Consider the following 13,531-nt stretch of genomic DNA (forward strand, 5'->3'; position numbering starts at 1 on the left):
GATACCAAAACCTAAAAACATGTTCAGTATCAGCGGTATAACAGAAGCAAGGATTGTGGCCTGGAAGGCACGCAACGGTATGAATATTTTGCGTATCTGTTTGGGAATTATATTCATTTGGTTTGGTATGCTTAAGTTTTTTCCTGGCATGAGCTCAGCAGAAGAAATTGCAGGTCGTACCATACTCAAACTAACTTTCGGATGGGTAAAACCATCGTTCTCTATGCCTGCACTTGCCATTTGGGAATGTATTATTGGCATTGGCTTAATTACAAAAGCCTGGCTTAGGTTGGTTCTAATCCTTTTGTATTTGCAAATGGCGGGTACCTTTCTTCCGCTGGTTTTCTTTCCTCACGAAACCTTTCATCATTCTGTACTGGTACCAACGCTACTGGGACAATATATTATCAAAAACTTTGTGTTGATTTCTGGCGGAATTTTAATCGGCGCTACACTTAAGGGAGGGAAATTAGTAACCAAACCAAGCATGCAAGAAAAAGCTGTAAAACTTGAAAAGCGATTTGGGAGGATCAGGCGCATCATCAAACTGGAAACAGTTTAAGGTTTTATCGATTTATTTATATTTTTTAAAACAATATAAGCAAGTAGATGTTTTATTATTACATCTACCGTAAAACATTAACAAAACAGACTTTGCACCAGCAAGGTCTGTTTTTGTTTGTAATGGAGATTAAGCTTTCAGCTCCATAATAAAAATATAGCCTTGGGCAGAATTGGTTTGTATATTAACAATATAATTTTTGCCGTTGTTTCTGAAAGCATATACTGTAAAAGGCTCATCATCTGATAAGCCAATTGTACGGTGCTTACCATTCCACTGGTTCTCTTTCAGCTTCTTTCTGATAGCCTCATTAGCAGTTTCATTGGCAGGATAATCACCATTGTATAGTTGCTTTGCATCTATACTCGTTAGGAAATCGCTAATGTTTTGATCAAAAAACCTTTGGCTAAACCTTTGTCCATCCACGTTTTCAAAAACCAATACACCAAGTTTTCCTTCTGTGGTATAAATATCTTTACCGGTATAGTTTTCGAGCTTTTCATTTTCAAAAACTTCTGATAAACCCGCTTTTTCATCTAAAATTTTAAACTCTCTTGAGGGCTTAAAAAAAGGAAAATTGCCGATTTCTTTAGCTTCGGGAATGCTTTCCCAGTCGATAGCGGTGGTGCCAACACTTCCGTTCACTTTAGGCGGTTCAACCTGGCTGGTTGAAGTACTGTCTTTAGGATTTTCTGCTGCTTTCTTTCCGTTGTTTTTACAAGAAACGAGGGCTACTCCAAGTAAAAGGGCGATGGCTGTTTTTTTCATGAGTTTTTATAATGGTTATGTTATCGGTTAGGGATTTTTTTGCGTCACGACCTCTGCCTGTTCAAAAATGATGCCCAGATTGCCATATGCTTACTGTTTATTTTTAGCATATTTCTATGACACATTTTAACCAGAAAATTGTTCAGTTTGTATAAGCCACAGGGCAATCGTCATTTCTTCATCAACATGATTTAAAAGAACAAAAAATGGATTTACAATTAAAGAATAAAACAGCTTTTATCAGCGGCTCTACAGCTGGTATTGGATTCGCAATTGCCGAGAGTTTGTTAAAGGAAGGTGTAAAAGTAATTATCAATGGCCGATCGCAGGAGAGTGTAGATGATGCGGTTAAAACATTAGCAGGTATTGCTGGAAATGAATTTATTTCGGGCATTGCCGCCGATTTTTCTAAAGCCGAAGACGTAAGCAAGCTGATTGCAAAACTGCCTGAAATCGATATCCTCATCAATAATGCTGGGATTTTCGAGCCTAAAGCTTTTGAAGAAATCAGTGACGAAGATTGGTTTAGGTTTTTCGAAGTGAATGTAATGAGCGGCATCAGGTTATCGCGCGAGCTATTCCCAAAAATGTTAAAGAAAAACTGGGGCAGGATTATCTTTATCTCCAGCGAATCGGCCGTGTTTATACCCGATGAAATGATCCATTATGGGATGACCAAAACTGCACAGCTGGCGGTTAGCCGCGGTTTGTCAGAATTAACCAAAGGTACCGGAGTAACCGTAAATTCAATTCTGCCCGGCCCAACCAAATCAAAAGGTGTGGGTGGTTTCATCGAAGATCTGGCCAAAAAAGGAAACATTAGCATTGCAGAAGTGGAGACCGATTTCTTTAAAAATATGCGTCCAACTTCATTGCTGCAACGCTTTTTGGATGTGAGTGAAATTGCAAATGCCGTTACTTTTTACGTGAGTCCGTTAGCTTCGGGTACCAATGGCGCAGCGATAAGGGTAGAAGGTGGTTTGGTGAGATCGATATTGTAAACGATAAAATCGTTTAGTTGTCGATGCGCTCGTTTGGAAACGAGCGCAAGCGGGTTTGGTGAGGTCGATATTGTAAACGATAAAATCGTTTAGTTATTGATGCACTCATTTGGAAACGAGCGCAAGCGGGTTTGGTGAGGTCGATATTGTAAACGATAAAATCTTTTAGCTATTGATGCGCTCGTTTCCAAACGAGCGCAAGCGGGTAGTCAATTATTTATGTTTCTTGAGCAGAGTTTTAACGCATTGTGTTTTGGTTTGGTGAAGTTATACCATTGGATGGTGGTCTTGAGCCAATCAGATAGGAAACAGGTCAGATATTAAAATAAGCAAAGCCCGATTTAATAGTCCACCTTTACCATCTCTTCCCTAATCCAAAATCATGTCAGAGCTCAAGATAGATTTAACCAATTGCGACCGCGAAGCGATCCACATTCCGGGGAACATCCAACCGCATGGATTTATTTTGGCCATAGATACAGCAGGGATTATTTCGTACTGTAGCGACAATATTTTTGCATTGGCAGGCATCAGGGCAAATACACTTTTGGGCAGTCATCTTTCTATTTTTGTGAATGCGATTAACCGGGAAACAAGCGCTTCTCCCATCCTTGCCATGGTATCTCTTTTTCGTGCCGGGCACGAAACCGGGCAGCTTAATCCCGGTGCTTTAACTATACTCGGAAAAGATTATAACCTGATTATTTCTGAAAGTGGTAATTATCTGTTGCTGGAAATTGAGCCAGCTCTACTGAAAGAACAGGGGATTTTGCAAAAAATGATCGGCCATTCGCTTTCGCGAATGATGGTCGACAAGAATCTGGATCATCTTATTTCCAATACCGCCGAGCAGATCCGTTCGGTAATTGGTTTTGATCGGGTAATGATCTATAAGTTTGCCGCAGATGGACATGGTGAGGTGGTTGCCGAATCAAAAACTGAGGAATTGCCCAGTTGGATCGGACAACATTTTCCAGCCTCCGATATTCCGCAACAGGCACGGGCCTTATATAAACTTAATCTTACCCGGCTTATTGCCAATGTTAATGATGTCCCTTCTGGCTTGCTCGCACTTTCGGGACTTGAAGCTTTAGATCTTACCAATGGTCAGCTTAGGGCTGTTTCGCCAATCCATATCCAATACCTGAAAAATATGGGTGTGGCTTCGAGTTTTAGTATTTCGTTAATCTATAAAAAAGAACTTTGGGGATTAATTGCCTGTCACCATTATAGCCCAAAATTTATCGAGTTTAGCACCCGCGAATCGGCAAAGCTTATCGGACAGATCCTGTCTTCTGCCTTAGAGTTTAGGCAAGATGAACTGAACTACCAGATACACGAAAATTTTAATGTTCAGATTGATAAGCTTTCACGGCAGATGATGAAAGATGAAAGCCTGGTAGATGCCTTAACCACTCACGATACAAACCTGCTTTCGGTGCTCGAAGCCAGTGGTGCGGTATTGGTTTTTGAGAAAACAGTTACCGTTATGGGCAACGTTCCTGAAAAAACACAATTGGAACCGCTTCTGGTATGGCTTCAGATGAATATTAAAAATCAGCTTTTCCATACCGATCATCTGGCAGCTGTTTATCCTCGGGCGAAAGATTTTAAAGCCATTGGCAGCGGGATGATGTTACTCATCATTTCGAAGGAACTTAACGAGTACATTATTTTCTTTAAACCCGAGCAGCTATCTTCCATTTCCTGGGTGGGCAATCCTGAAAAGGAGCCAGGTAAAATAGTCGACGGCCTTCTGCACATCTCTCCACGCCATTCTTTCGAATCGTGGGCCGAAATCGTAACCGGAAAATCCTTGCCCTGGACAGGAGAAGAAATTCAATCGGCAACCAGGTTAAAGCAGGAAATTACCTATGCCATCAATATCCGGGCAAACGCCATCCGCTCCTTAAACGAGAAACTGTCTCTTGCTTATGAGGAATTAGATACCTTCAGTTATACCATTTCTCACGATCTTAAAAACCCTGTAACTTCTATGAAAGTATACGCGCAGTTGCTACAGCGCGATCTTTCGCTTGGGGGGCGTTCGAGGCAAATTGCGTTAAAAATGGAGTTGGGCGCCGACAAGATGAACAGGATGATAGAAGAAGTATTGGAATATTCGCGAATAGGCCGCTCCAAACCCCAATATAAGGTGATAAATAGTTCGCTGATCATAAAAGAAATCGCCGAAGAGCTAAAGATAATCTACCATGTAAACCAGCCAGATATTGTTTTGGGCGAACTGCATCATCTGTACGGCGATGAGACGATGATGATCAGGGTTTTCGCTAACCTGATAGGCAATGCGGTAAAATATAGTCAGCAAAATCATTCCCCAAAGATCGAAATCGGATCGGTAATGGAAGATCATCAGGTGCGGTTCACCATCCGCGACAATGGCATTGGGATAAAACCGATAGATTTACCAAAGATATTCGACCTTTTTTCGCGCATGTCTAACGTTGGCGAAATAGAAGGTTCGGGAGTGGGCCTGGCGATTGTAAAACGGATTATTGATCAGCATAAAGGTAAAATATGGGCCGAAAGCAACCATACCGGCGGTTCGGTGTTTCATCTATGTCTTGATAAAGCGATAACAGATTGAAATAATAAAATACCTGCCCGAAAATGAATTTGGGGCAGATTACGATCATGTAAAATAATATGGAACAAGGAAAAGTAAAAATGTACAACAGCGAAAAGGGTTTCGGTTTTATCACTCCCGATAGTAACTCAGATGATTTGTTTGTGCATGTAACCGGCTTATTGGTTAGAGAACTGAGAGCAGGTGATGTGGTTGAGTACGATGTTGAACAAGGTAAAAAAGGAATGGTAGCTGTAAATGTGAAAAAGGTTTAATCCATAGTTTGGATTGGGGGTAGCGCTAATAGATACCCTTCCATTTCCCATCGTACATCTTCCATGCAAAAATATTTTTCCCTCCCACTTAGGGGTAAGTATGTAGTTCGTTGTCTCATTTTAAAAATAGACAGAAATGAACACGACTTTGACAAAAATTAAAAACAGATTAGCCACAAATACCAACCTGAAAAACATATCAGGGGTTAAGGTATTGGGTTTGGCGATATTGATCAGTACCAGCTTAAATGGTTTTGCACAGGAAGGCAAAAAAGATAGGGTAAATATCGGTTTGGTATATCCAATCAGTACAAACGGGACACGCGCAGCGCTGGATACGAATGTATTTTCTTTAAACCTGTTGGCAGGTATTTCGGCAGCAGAAAAGGGAATTTCTTTTGCCGGGCTTTCCAATATCATCCGTAAAAACGCAAGTGGTACACAGATAGCGGGTTTTTCCAATCACATTGGCGGCCAGGCACAGGGTGTACAATTTGCGGGTTTTATCAATACTTATGGCGGGGGCAAAGGCGCGGCAATAGCTGGTTTTACCAATATCTCTACAGGAGGAAGCGGCGCTCAGATTGCTGGTTTTATGAACTGGACGGCTAAGAATGTTTCTGCGATACAAGTTGGCGGTTTTATGAATAAAGCTGCGGATGTAAAGGGATCGCAGATTGCAGGATTCATCAACATCGCGAAAAAAGTGAAAGGCGTTCAGCTGTCTGGCTTTATTAATATTGCCGATAGCAGCGACTACCCGATCGGGATCATCAATATCGTTAAAAATGGAGAAAAGAGTATTGCTTTAAGCACCAATCAGAATTTAACCACTATGGCTACTTTCAGGTCGGGTGGTAAAGTACTGTATGGCATTATCGGAGCAGGTTATAACTTTAAAAATAAAGATGATGTTTATGCTTTCGAAGCGGGTTTGGGTGCGCATTTTTTCCAATCAGAACATTTTAGGTTAAATGCCGAACTTACCGGGGGTTCATTACAGAATTTTAAACACGGCAATTATTTTAAATCTACCTTCCAACTGATGCCTTCACTTAGGATAGGTCCAAATCTGGAAATATTCGCCGGGCCATCATTCAATTTTGTATCCACCAATACCGAAGAAGGCAAAAACTTACAAAAACACTATGTAAAAACCTGGGATAGAAAAGACAATAGTTTGCATGGTTTATTCTTAGGTTATACAGGTGGTTTAGCGATAAGCTTTTAGGAAATGATTGAATTTTGAATGAGAGAATGATTGAGTTCGTATATCATCCAACATTCACTCAATCACTCATTCCATCCTTCAGTCATTCTCTCAATCACTCATTCAATAATTAATAAGCATATATTTGATTACAAATAGATCAGTGGGATTAACAGCAGTAGCTTCCGGAATTGCACATCAGTACGATGATGAAACAGCATTTGAAACTTTATTCAAAACGCATTATAATGCCCTGCATGCTTATGCACAGGTGATTTTAAAAGACGAGGATCTTGCCGAAGAAATTGTACAGGGCATGTTTCTGAAGTTTTGGGAGAAAAGGACTAGTTTGAACATCCAGTCGATAAAGGCATATCTCTACAAATGCGTTTACAACGACAGCTTAAATTACCTTAAGCAGGAAAAAACCAAAAGTAAATACCAGGATTTTACCGTACACACCATGAACACAGAACATGAACCAGCCTCATTAAAAGTAGAATTAAGCGAACTGCAACAACATTTAAAGGAAGCTTTAAATCATCTACCCGAACAATGCCGTACCATTTTTCAGATGAGCAGGTTCGAGGAATTAAAATACCGCGAAATCGCTGAACATTTGGGGCTGTCTATCAAAACGGTAGAAAACCAGATGGGTAAAGCTTTAAGGATTTTAAGACTTAAACTGGCCGATTTCCTGGTATTTGTTTTACTTGGCCTATGGTACTATAAAGATTTTTTTAATTAGAAAGGAGAAAGCGCATGACTGATGAATTATTGATGAAATTTCTTCTAAAAGAAAGTACTGTAGAAGAAAATGAAAAGGTAGAAAAGTGGCTAAATGCTGCTGAGGCCAATACAAAACATTTTACACAGCTGGAAACCATCTGGAAGTTAAGCAACACGCTAAAAAATGAAAGCAAAAGAGACGAAGAGCTGGCCTGGACAAGCTTTAAAGTGAGACGGGAAAATTCAGCAGCACAAAATGGGAAAATAAAAAGCTTAAATACCCGTAACGTCTGGTTTAGGGTGGCGGCAGTATTGTTTATTGCCGTAGGTGGATGGCTTGTATACAGTTTTTACGGCCCAGGAAATTACACCGAACTAACCGCTAACCAGCAGGTTCGTACAGATACTTTGCCCGATGGATCTGCGTTGACTTTAAACAAGCACACCAAAATCAGTTACGCCGGTAATTTTAAGAACAACAGAAACCTGAAACTGGCACAGGGTGAAGTGTATTTTGATGTGGCCAAAGATAAAAAACATCCCTTTGTAATCGATATCGATCGGGTAAGCGTAGAGGTGGTGGGTACCTCCTTCAACATCAAACACCTCCAAAAAGATACCGAAATTAACGTAGAAAGTGGAATTGTTAAGGTCCGCTTTGCTAATAATGAAATCAAACTTTACAAAGGCGAAAAAATCCTTATTACCAGCAATACACGTAAACTGGCAAAAGAAAAAAGTACCGATCAGCTGTATAACTATTACAGGACCCGAATATTCCAGGCAAATAATATCCCCTTATCAAAACTGGTAAACACGTTAAATGAAGCTTATGGAACTAATATCACTTTAGATCAAAAGGCAAAGGGCTTAACGATCAGTACCGTGTTAAGGATGGGCTCAATAAACGAGAATCTGAATATTATCTGTGAAACTTTAAATTTACAACTAACCCGTAACGGCGATAACATTTTGTTGTCTGATAAACATTGATGAAGAATAAACTGGTTATTTTATTGCTCTTTATTTCTAGTTACTGTACGGCGCAGGTTACCACGGTTGATTATCGCAGAAATTTATCAAAAGGGGTTACCCTAAATGTCAAACAGGAGCGGGTAAGTACTGTTTTGCAGATGATGAGCAAAGCCGGTGGGTTCTATTTTTCTTATAATGGGGTTTTGTTTAAACAAGACAGTCTGGTGAGTCTGAACGTTAAAAATGTTCCCGTCCGTGATGTTTTAGATCAGATATTTGAGGGTAAGGTAGATTATAAAGAAAATGCAGAATACATTATCTTGCGTTACGCCGTGAATCATTTTACCATCGAGGCAGAACATATTGCAAATGGCGACAATGAATATGCAATAAGTGGTTATGTAATCGATACCCGAACAGGAAATAAAGTGAAACAGGCCAGTGTGTATGAAAAAAGATTGCTTCAGGCAGCACTTACCGACAACAGTGGGTATTTTACATTACGCTTTCGTGGTGAGCACAGCGGGGTTGTTTTAACCGCCAGTAAAGAAACCTATCGGGATACCGCATTGGTTTTTTTGGCCGATATCAACATCAAACCTGGGAAATATGAAGATCCCAATAAAGAGCGAGGTGCCTTCTTTTCGAACACCTTTGGTGGACGGGGAATCTGGCGTTTTCTGCTCTCTTCAAAACAGCGCATCCAAAACCTGAATATCCCCGATTTTTTTGCGCAAACACCTTTCCAGGCATCGTTTACACCTGGCCTGAGTTCGCATGGTAGTATGAGTTCGAGCGTGATCAATAAGGCATCTTTAAATATCCTTGGCGGTTATACTGCCGGAACAGATGGCGTTGAGGTGGCTGGTGTTTTTAACCTAACCAAGGGGGATATTAAAAAAATCCAAATGGCAGGTTTGTTCAACGTGGTGGGGGGATCGGTGAAGGGTATACAACTTTCGGGCGCCTATAACGATGTAAACCTCAATATGGATGGTGTGCAGATCGCGGGTCTGCTCAATAGGGTACAAGATCAGGTTAGGGGTGTTCAATTGGCTGGAGCAGGTAATGCTGCAAAAGATGTAAAAGGGGGCCAGGTTGCAGGGTTGATTAATATGGGTAAAAATGTTGATGGTGTTCAGCTGGCAGGTGTGCTCAATAAAACTACTGGCCGTTTAAAAGGGGCACAAATTGCCGGACTTGTTAATTATGCCAAAAAGATGGATGGCTTTCAATTGGGTGTGGTTAATCTGGCCGATTCGTCATCGGGTGTGAGTATTGGTTTAATTAATCTATCCAGCAATGGCTATCGGAAAGTAAGTGCCTATACCAATGAAGTGATCAATACCAATATTGCCTTTAAAACCGGAAATGCCAATCTGTATAGTTTACTCATCGTGGGTAAAAACTTTTCAGATACCGCTCAGGTACTTACATTTGGTTTGGGTCTTGGCCATGATTTCGTATTGAATAAACGTTTCTCCATCGCAGCTGAAGGCACTATACAATCGATATATCTGGGTAGTTTTGAGGAGGTGAACAATCTGTTCAGGCTGCAAAGCCATTTTCAGGTGAATGTATTGTCGCGATTGACCGTTTTCGGCGGCCCAGCTTATTCTTATTATGTAATTGGAATGGCAGATGGTACTTCTGCCAATCGCTATAAAAAGGAATTTGCGCCTAACCGCCACCATAACTTTAGTAATGGTGCGCAAGGTTGGTTGGGCTGGAACTTTGGCGTAACGGTTTCGCTATAACATCAGTTACCGCTTTTCGTCTACAAATACCTTTTTTACCGCATTCAGGTATCCATAGCCAAAAACGTTATCAGGCTGGAGGTAACTGGTTTCTGTCCATTCGTTCCAGCTGTTAATGGTAATTAAAGGCGTCTGTTTTGGATGTGCATCGGCGTAAGCTTTCGCCATGCGTAATCCTTTTTCAAAGTTTTCGGGGGTATTGTTTCTTACCACCGCACTTTTCCCTGTACGCGGACTATTGTCCCAGCCTACGCTGATGTGCGGGTAATAAACAAATTCGAAAGTGGTGTCGATCCGTGCCCATTCTTTTTTTACGCCTTCAAGAATGTTCAGGTAATCATCATTTACATTGGCGAAATGGCAGAACTGATAATGCGTAGCGCTGGTGAAACCCAGTTTCTTCACAAAGGCATTCTCTGGATTTTGTGTTTTACTGCCATCAAAACCACTGTGGTTCATGTTTATCGACCACATGGTTAACTGCAGTTCCAGTCCCGGAAAGCCTGCTTTTTTTGTTTCGCTTTTGAACCATTTTAATGCATCTTCTGCCTGTTCTACTCCACCCAGCCCCTCAATTAACTGCGGCATATCGTAAATCATAAAAACTGGTTTGCCATCTATTTTATAGTATTGAGGCAGTTTGAAATACTTTTCGATATTCCGCTTACAGATTTTTTCAAATTCTGCACGACTCACTTTTCCCGTCCAGATCACATTGTTTTCATTGTATTTATTTAAACGGGTATCCCAGGTGTTTACCACATCATGATTAGCCCACATCAGGTAAAATTTCATCTGATCCTTATTATCGGCTTTTAAGAAACCGTTATCCAGCGTGGTTTCCATAAACGGCCTGCCATCATACCAGTACCAGTCGAAAATAAATACGTTTACACCATGTGTTACCGCCTGGTTAATTTCCATCGACATTACAGCAGGATCTGCCTCGTTAACCGGCCCCCATAATGGTTTCCTGTTCCAGTAATGACCTGGAAAGCGTTCCTGCATGTTCAGCACCGTTTCCCACTCCCCATTTCCTGCTGGCCAGAACGGACGTAACCTGGGGTCATCACTTGCATAAGCAGGGTAGAGAAAAGCAGCTACATCGTAAGGCCTTTTAGTTGCCGCCGTTTTGGTTTGTGCAAACGTAATGTTTGTTAAAAGAAGGTTGCAGGTTAAAAACAGGAGCTTAAGATATTGGTTTCCTTTCATGGTGGGTTGGTTATTTGGCTTCGGTAAGAGATCAAATATAAATTTAATACCCATGGAAGCATTGATGCTTGTGTAACAAATTCTTTGGGTTACGCTACTGATCAATTCAGGCTGTTATTAAAGGAATCTACCGCGTTTTGTTTATATTTGAGTATCAATTTTTAAGCTATGTTGTTATTCGCAGTTCCCTTATATTTTATTGCCTTTTTTGGTTGGATTTTGTATGCCGCTTTTGTAAAGAAAAACCTGAAACAAAATATGCCGATGGTTTATTTTGGTGGTGTGTTTAGTGTGATCTGGATCGTGATTGTAACCATCGCATATATTTAAAACGATGTCGCAAAAATTAGAAGTCTGGCAAAGAGGTCCACTGCCCGATATTGATCCCTTACTCCAGCCGGTCGCACATGCGCTTTTACAAGCCAGGGAAGAAATTGTGGAATACATGCAGGATTTTCCTGTAGCTTTATTGTGGGTACGCCCTGCCGGAATGGCCTCTACAGGTTTTCACCTCCAGCATTTAAGTGGTGTACTCGATCGGGTATTTACCTATGCCAAAGCACAGGGGCTATCCCAATTTCAGTTTGCACAATTGGCAGAAGAAGGCAGCGACGCTATAGATGGTTATACCGTGGCCGATCTGGTCAACCGTTTCAATAAACAGGTAGACCTCGCATTAGTACAGCTTAAAATTACTGATATAGCTACGCTGCCTGATTATAGAGGTGTAGGCCGCGCAGGACTTCCATCAACCGTTATTGGCTTGTTGTTCCATGCAGCAGAACATACCATGCGACATGTTGGTCAGCTGATGGTTACGGCGGCTGTGGTGAAAAGGGATGATAACCTTTAAGGTAGACCTGGCAAAAAAAGAGATACCATTTTAATTGCGATCTGCTTTGTAAATGATTCTTGGAAAGCAGGAACAGGCGCTTTTGGGTGAGTCCGCCCCGCTCACGCTTCTGCCGATTGGATAATCAGCATCCCGCTTCGATCGGGTTTAGGTGGCGCGGGTGGTGGTCCTATTAGGGTTTGCAGGGCACTGAAAAATGAAATTAATTATCGGGCATCATGCTATTTAACCTTCGATAGCGGCAATAGCACTGCGTTTTAAACCTGATAGGAGCGGGCATCGAACGTAGTGAGATAAAGCGGATAGCATGGCTGCATTTACCGAAATGTTTCTGCAATTGCTTTCCAAAAAAAGAGATATTATTTATCTACCCTTCTGGAGCTACCTCAACTGATAGATCTGCTGCCTGATTGATTTTGTTTCTATACATATTCCCCCAGTCAGACATGGCATCCAGCATCGGTTTCATTGAACGGCCCAAATCGGTTAGTCGATACTCCACCCTTGGTGGAACCTCAGGAAAAACCACACGTGTAATAATCTGGTCTTTCTCCAGTTCTCTTAATTGCGCCACCAACATACGCTCGGATATGCCTTCAATATCTTTTTTAAGTTCGCCATAGCGCATAGTACCATAGGATAAACGGCACAATATGGCCGGTTTCCAGCGCCCGCCAATTACGGCCAGTGAAGAAGACATTCCGCAACTGTCGATCATCATTCTTTCGTTCAAAGCGTTGGTAGAAGTTTCTTTTCTCATTTCTTACTTTTTTGTTAGTACCTAACAATTTGCTGCTTACCTGCAAATGTAAAGTATCTCTTTTACTTTAGCAGAAAATTTAGGAAAATCATGAAAAAATTAAAAGATAAAGTAGCTCTGGTAACCGGAGGAAGCAGGGGCATAGGTGCAGCAATAGTAAAAAGATTAGCTGCCGAAGGCGCAAAAGTAGTATTCACCTATGCCAATTCGCTAGAAAAGGCTTCAGCAGTTGTGACTGAAATTGAAGCTGCAGGTGGTGTGGCCGTTGCGCTAAAGGCAAGTAGTGCTGTACCCGCAGAAGTAACCGCGGCGGTAGACAAAACGATTGCCGATTTTGGCAAAGTTGACATCCTGATCAACAATGCAGGCATTTACGTGGGCAAAGCTTTTACCGAGCATACGCTTGAAGATTATAATGAAATTATGGCGGTTAATGTACAGGCAGTTTTTGTAGCGGCTTTGGCGTCTGTAAAAGGAATGCCCGAAGGTGGCCGGATTATTACCATTGGCAGTAACATGGGCGATAATGCCGTAGGACCCGAAACCACTTTGTATACCATGAGCAAATCGGCACTGCAAGGTTTTACACGTGGTTTGGCACGCGATCTTGGCGCACGAAAAATTACCGTAAACCTGATTCAGCCAGGGCCGATTGATACCGATATGAACCCTGCGAATGCACCCCTGGCCGATTTCTTGAGGACCCGACTAGCACTGCCTGATTATGGTGCTGTAGAGGATATCGCCGCATTTGTAAACTTTATTGCAAGTGATGAATCGAAATACATCACCGGTTCGTTTTTAACCATCGATGGTGGGTTGAATGCTTAAGGAGATTATAA

14 protein-coding genes are annotated in these 13,531 nt (G+C 41.5%); 11 read left to right on the plus strand and 3 right to left on the minus strand.

What is annotated here, in order from left to right:
• Positions 1 to 19 precede the first annotated feature (19 nt).
• A complete protein-coding gene (locus R2S57_RS14965; protein ID WP_316845761.1) occupies positions 20 to 562 on the plus strand; it encodes a DoxX family membrane protein in 543 nt (180 codons plus the stop codon).
• Between the two features lie 129 nt (positions 563 to 691).
• Here R2S57_RS14965 and R2S57_RS14970 read toward each other — a convergent pair whose 3' ends face one another.
• A complete protein-coding gene (locus R2S57_RS14970) occupies positions 692 to 1,330 on the minus strand; it encodes a hypothetical protein (protein ID WP_316845762.1) in 639 nt (212 codons plus the stop codon).
• Positions 1,331 to 1,536: 206 nt separating this feature from the next.
• Between R2S57_RS14970 and R2S57_RS14975 the strand changes: the two genes are divergently transcribed.
• From R2S57_RS14975 to R2S57_RS15005, 7 genes are all read left to right on the plus strand, one after another.
• Positions 1,537 to 2,331: an SDR family oxidoreductase gene (locus R2S57_RS14975; RefSeq protein ID WP_316845763.1), complete on the plus strand. Its 795-nt coding sequence runs from the start codon at positions 1,537 to 1,539 to the stop codon at positions 2,329 to 2,331.
• Positions 2,332 to 2,713: 382 nt separating this feature from the next.
• Complete coding sequence (locus tag R2S57_RS14980; RefSeq protein ID WP_316845764.1) at positions 2,714 to 4,939, plus strand: ATP-binding protein; 2,226 nt, start codon at positions 2,714 to 2,716, stop codon at positions 4,937 to 4,939.
• Positions 4,940 to 4,998: 59 nt separating this feature from the next.
• The gene (locus tag R2S57_RS14985) at positions 4,999 to 5,193 is read left to right on the plus strand and encodes a cold-shock protein (RefSeq protein WP_316845765.1); all 195 of its coding nucleotides are present in this window, start codon (positions 4,999 to 5,001) and stop codon (positions 5,191 to 5,193) included.
• A gap of 136 nt (positions 5,194 to 5,329) precedes the next feature.
• Positions 5,330 to 6,424 (plus strand): hypothetical protein, encoded by a 1,095-nt coding sequence (locus R2S57_RS14990; RefSeq protein ID WP_316845766.1) that lies wholly within the window; start codon positions 5,330 to 5,332, stop codon positions 6,422 to 6,424.
• A gap of 124 nt (positions 6,425 to 6,548) precedes the next feature.
• Positions 6,549 to 7,151 carry an RNA polymerase sigma-70 factor gene (locus R2S57_RS14995; RefSeq protein ID WP_316845767.1) on the plus strand — a complete coding sequence of 201 codons (603 nt, stop codon included), beginning with the start codon at positions 6,549 to 6,551 and terminating at the stop codon, positions 7,149 to 7,151.
• Positions 7,152 to 7,165: 14 nt separating this feature from the next.
• Positions 7,166 to 8,125: a FecR family protein gene (locus R2S57_RS15000; protein ID WP_316845768.1), complete on the plus strand. Its 960-nt coding sequence runs from the start codon at positions 7,166 to 7,168 to the stop codon at positions 8,123 to 8,125.
• Entirely contained in the window at positions 8,125 to 9,864 is a 1,740-nt protein-coding gene (locus tag R2S57_RS15005; protein ID WP_316845769.1) for an STN and carboxypeptidase regulatory-like domain-containing protein, read from the plus strand. Before R2S57_RS15000 ends, R2S57_RS15005 begins: the two co-directional genes overlap by 1 nt.
• 6 nt (positions 9,865 to 9,870) lie before the next feature.
• On the opposite strand, the gene R2S57_RS15010 is transcribed toward R2S57_RS15005, so the two are convergent.
• Positions 9,871 to 11,076, minus strand: coding sequence for a glycoside hydrolase family 99-like domain-containing protein (locus R2S57_RS15010; RefSeq protein ID WP_316845770.1), 1,206 nt, complete (start codon positions 11,074 to 11,076; stop codon positions 9,871 to 9,873).
• Between the two features lie 168 nt (positions 11,077 to 11,244).
• Between R2S57_RS15010 and R2S57_RS15015 the strand changes: the two genes are divergently transcribed.
• Both R2S57_RS15015 and R2S57_RS15020 read left to right on the plus strand, forming a co-directional pair.
• A complete protein-coding gene (locus R2S57_RS15015; protein WP_316845771.1) occupies positions 11,245 to 11,406 on the plus strand; it encodes a hypothetical protein in 162 nt (53 codons plus the stop codon).
• A 4-nt stretch (positions 11,407 to 11,410) separates the two neighbouring features.
• Positions 11,411 to 11,929 (plus strand): DinB family protein, encoded by a 519-nt coding sequence (locus tag R2S57_RS15020; RefSeq protein WP_316845772.1) that lies wholly within the window; start codon positions 11,411 to 11,413, stop codon positions 11,927 to 11,929.
• A 367-nt stretch (positions 11,930 to 12,296) separates the two neighbouring features.
• Here the strand turns inward: R2S57_RS15020 and R2S57_RS15025 are convergent, their stop codons facing one another.
• Complete coding sequence (locus R2S57_RS15025) at positions 12,297 to 12,689, minus strand: helix-turn-helix domain-containing protein (protein WP_316845773.1); 393 nt, start codon at positions 12,687 to 12,689, stop codon at positions 12,297 to 12,299.
• A gap of 90 nt (positions 12,690 to 12,779) precedes the next feature.
• On the opposite strand from R2S57_RS15025, the gene R2S57_RS15030 reads away from it, so the two are divergent.
• On the plus strand, positions 12,780 to 13,520 hold the full coding sequence (locus R2S57_RS15030) for an SDR family NAD(P)-dependent oxidoreductase (RefSeq protein ID WP_316845774.1): 741 nt from the start codon (positions 12,780 to 12,782) through the stop codon (positions 13,518 to 13,520).
• Positions 13,521 to 13,531 lie beyond the last annotated feature (11 nt).

This window comes from Pedobacter psychrodurus (genome assembly GCF_032678585.1).
Classification (GTDB): Bacteria; Bacteroidota; Bacteroidia; order Sphingobacteriales; family Sphingobacteriaceae; genus Pedobacter; species Pedobacter psychrodurus_A.

Coding starts and splice junctions, on each gene's coding strand:
- R2S57_RS15015 (WP_316845771.1), top strand. CDS start 11,245: ATGTTGTTATTCGCAGTTCCCTTATATTTTATTGCCTTTTTTGGTTGG.
- R2S57_RS15025 (WP_316845773.1), bottom strand. CDS start 12,689: ATGAGAAAAGAAACTTCTACCAACGCTTTGAACGAAAGAATGATGATC.
- R2S57_RS14975 (WP_316845763.1), top strand. CDS start 1,537: ATGGATTTACAATTAAAGAATAAAACAGCTTTTATCAGCGGCTCTACA.
- R2S57_RS15000 (WP_316845768.1), top strand. CDS start 7,166: ATGACTGATGAATTATTGATGAAATTTCTTCTAAAAGAAAGTACTGTA.
- R2S57_RS14990 (WP_316845766.1), top strand. CDS start 5,330: ATGAACACGACTTTGACAAAAATTAAAAACAGATTAGCCACAAATACC.
- R2S57_RS15010 (WP_316845770.1), bottom strand. CDS start 11,076: ATGAAAGGAAACCAATATCTTAAGCTCCTGTTTTTAACCTGCAACCTT.
- R2S57_RS14980 (WP_316845764.1), top strand. CDS start 2,714: ATGTCAGAGCTCAAGATAGATTTAACCAATTGCGACCGCGAAGCGATC.
- R2S57_RS15020 (WP_316845772.1), top strand. CDS start 11,411: ATGTCGCAAAAATTAGAAGTCTGGCAAAGAGGTCCACTGCCCGATATT.
- R2S57_RS14985 (WP_316845765.1), top strand. CDS start 4,999: ATGGAACAAGGAAAAGTAAAAATGTACAACAGCGAAAAGGGTTTCGGT.
- R2S57_RS14970 (WP_316845762.1), bottom strand. CDS start 1,330: ATGAAAAAAACAGCCATCGCCCTTTTACTTGGAGTAGCCCTCGTTTCT.
- R2S57_RS15005 (WP_316845769.1), top strand. CDS start 8,125: ATGAAGAATAAACTGGTTATTTTATTGCTCTTTATTTCTAGTTACTGT.
- R2S57_RS15030 (WP_316845774.1), top strand. CDS start 12,780: ATGAAAAAATTAAAAGATAAAGTAGCTCTGGTAACCGGAGGAAGCAGG.
- R2S57_RS14965 (WP_316845761.1), top strand. CDS start 20: ATGTTCAGTATCAGCGGTATAACAGAAGCAAGGATTGTGGCCTGGAAG.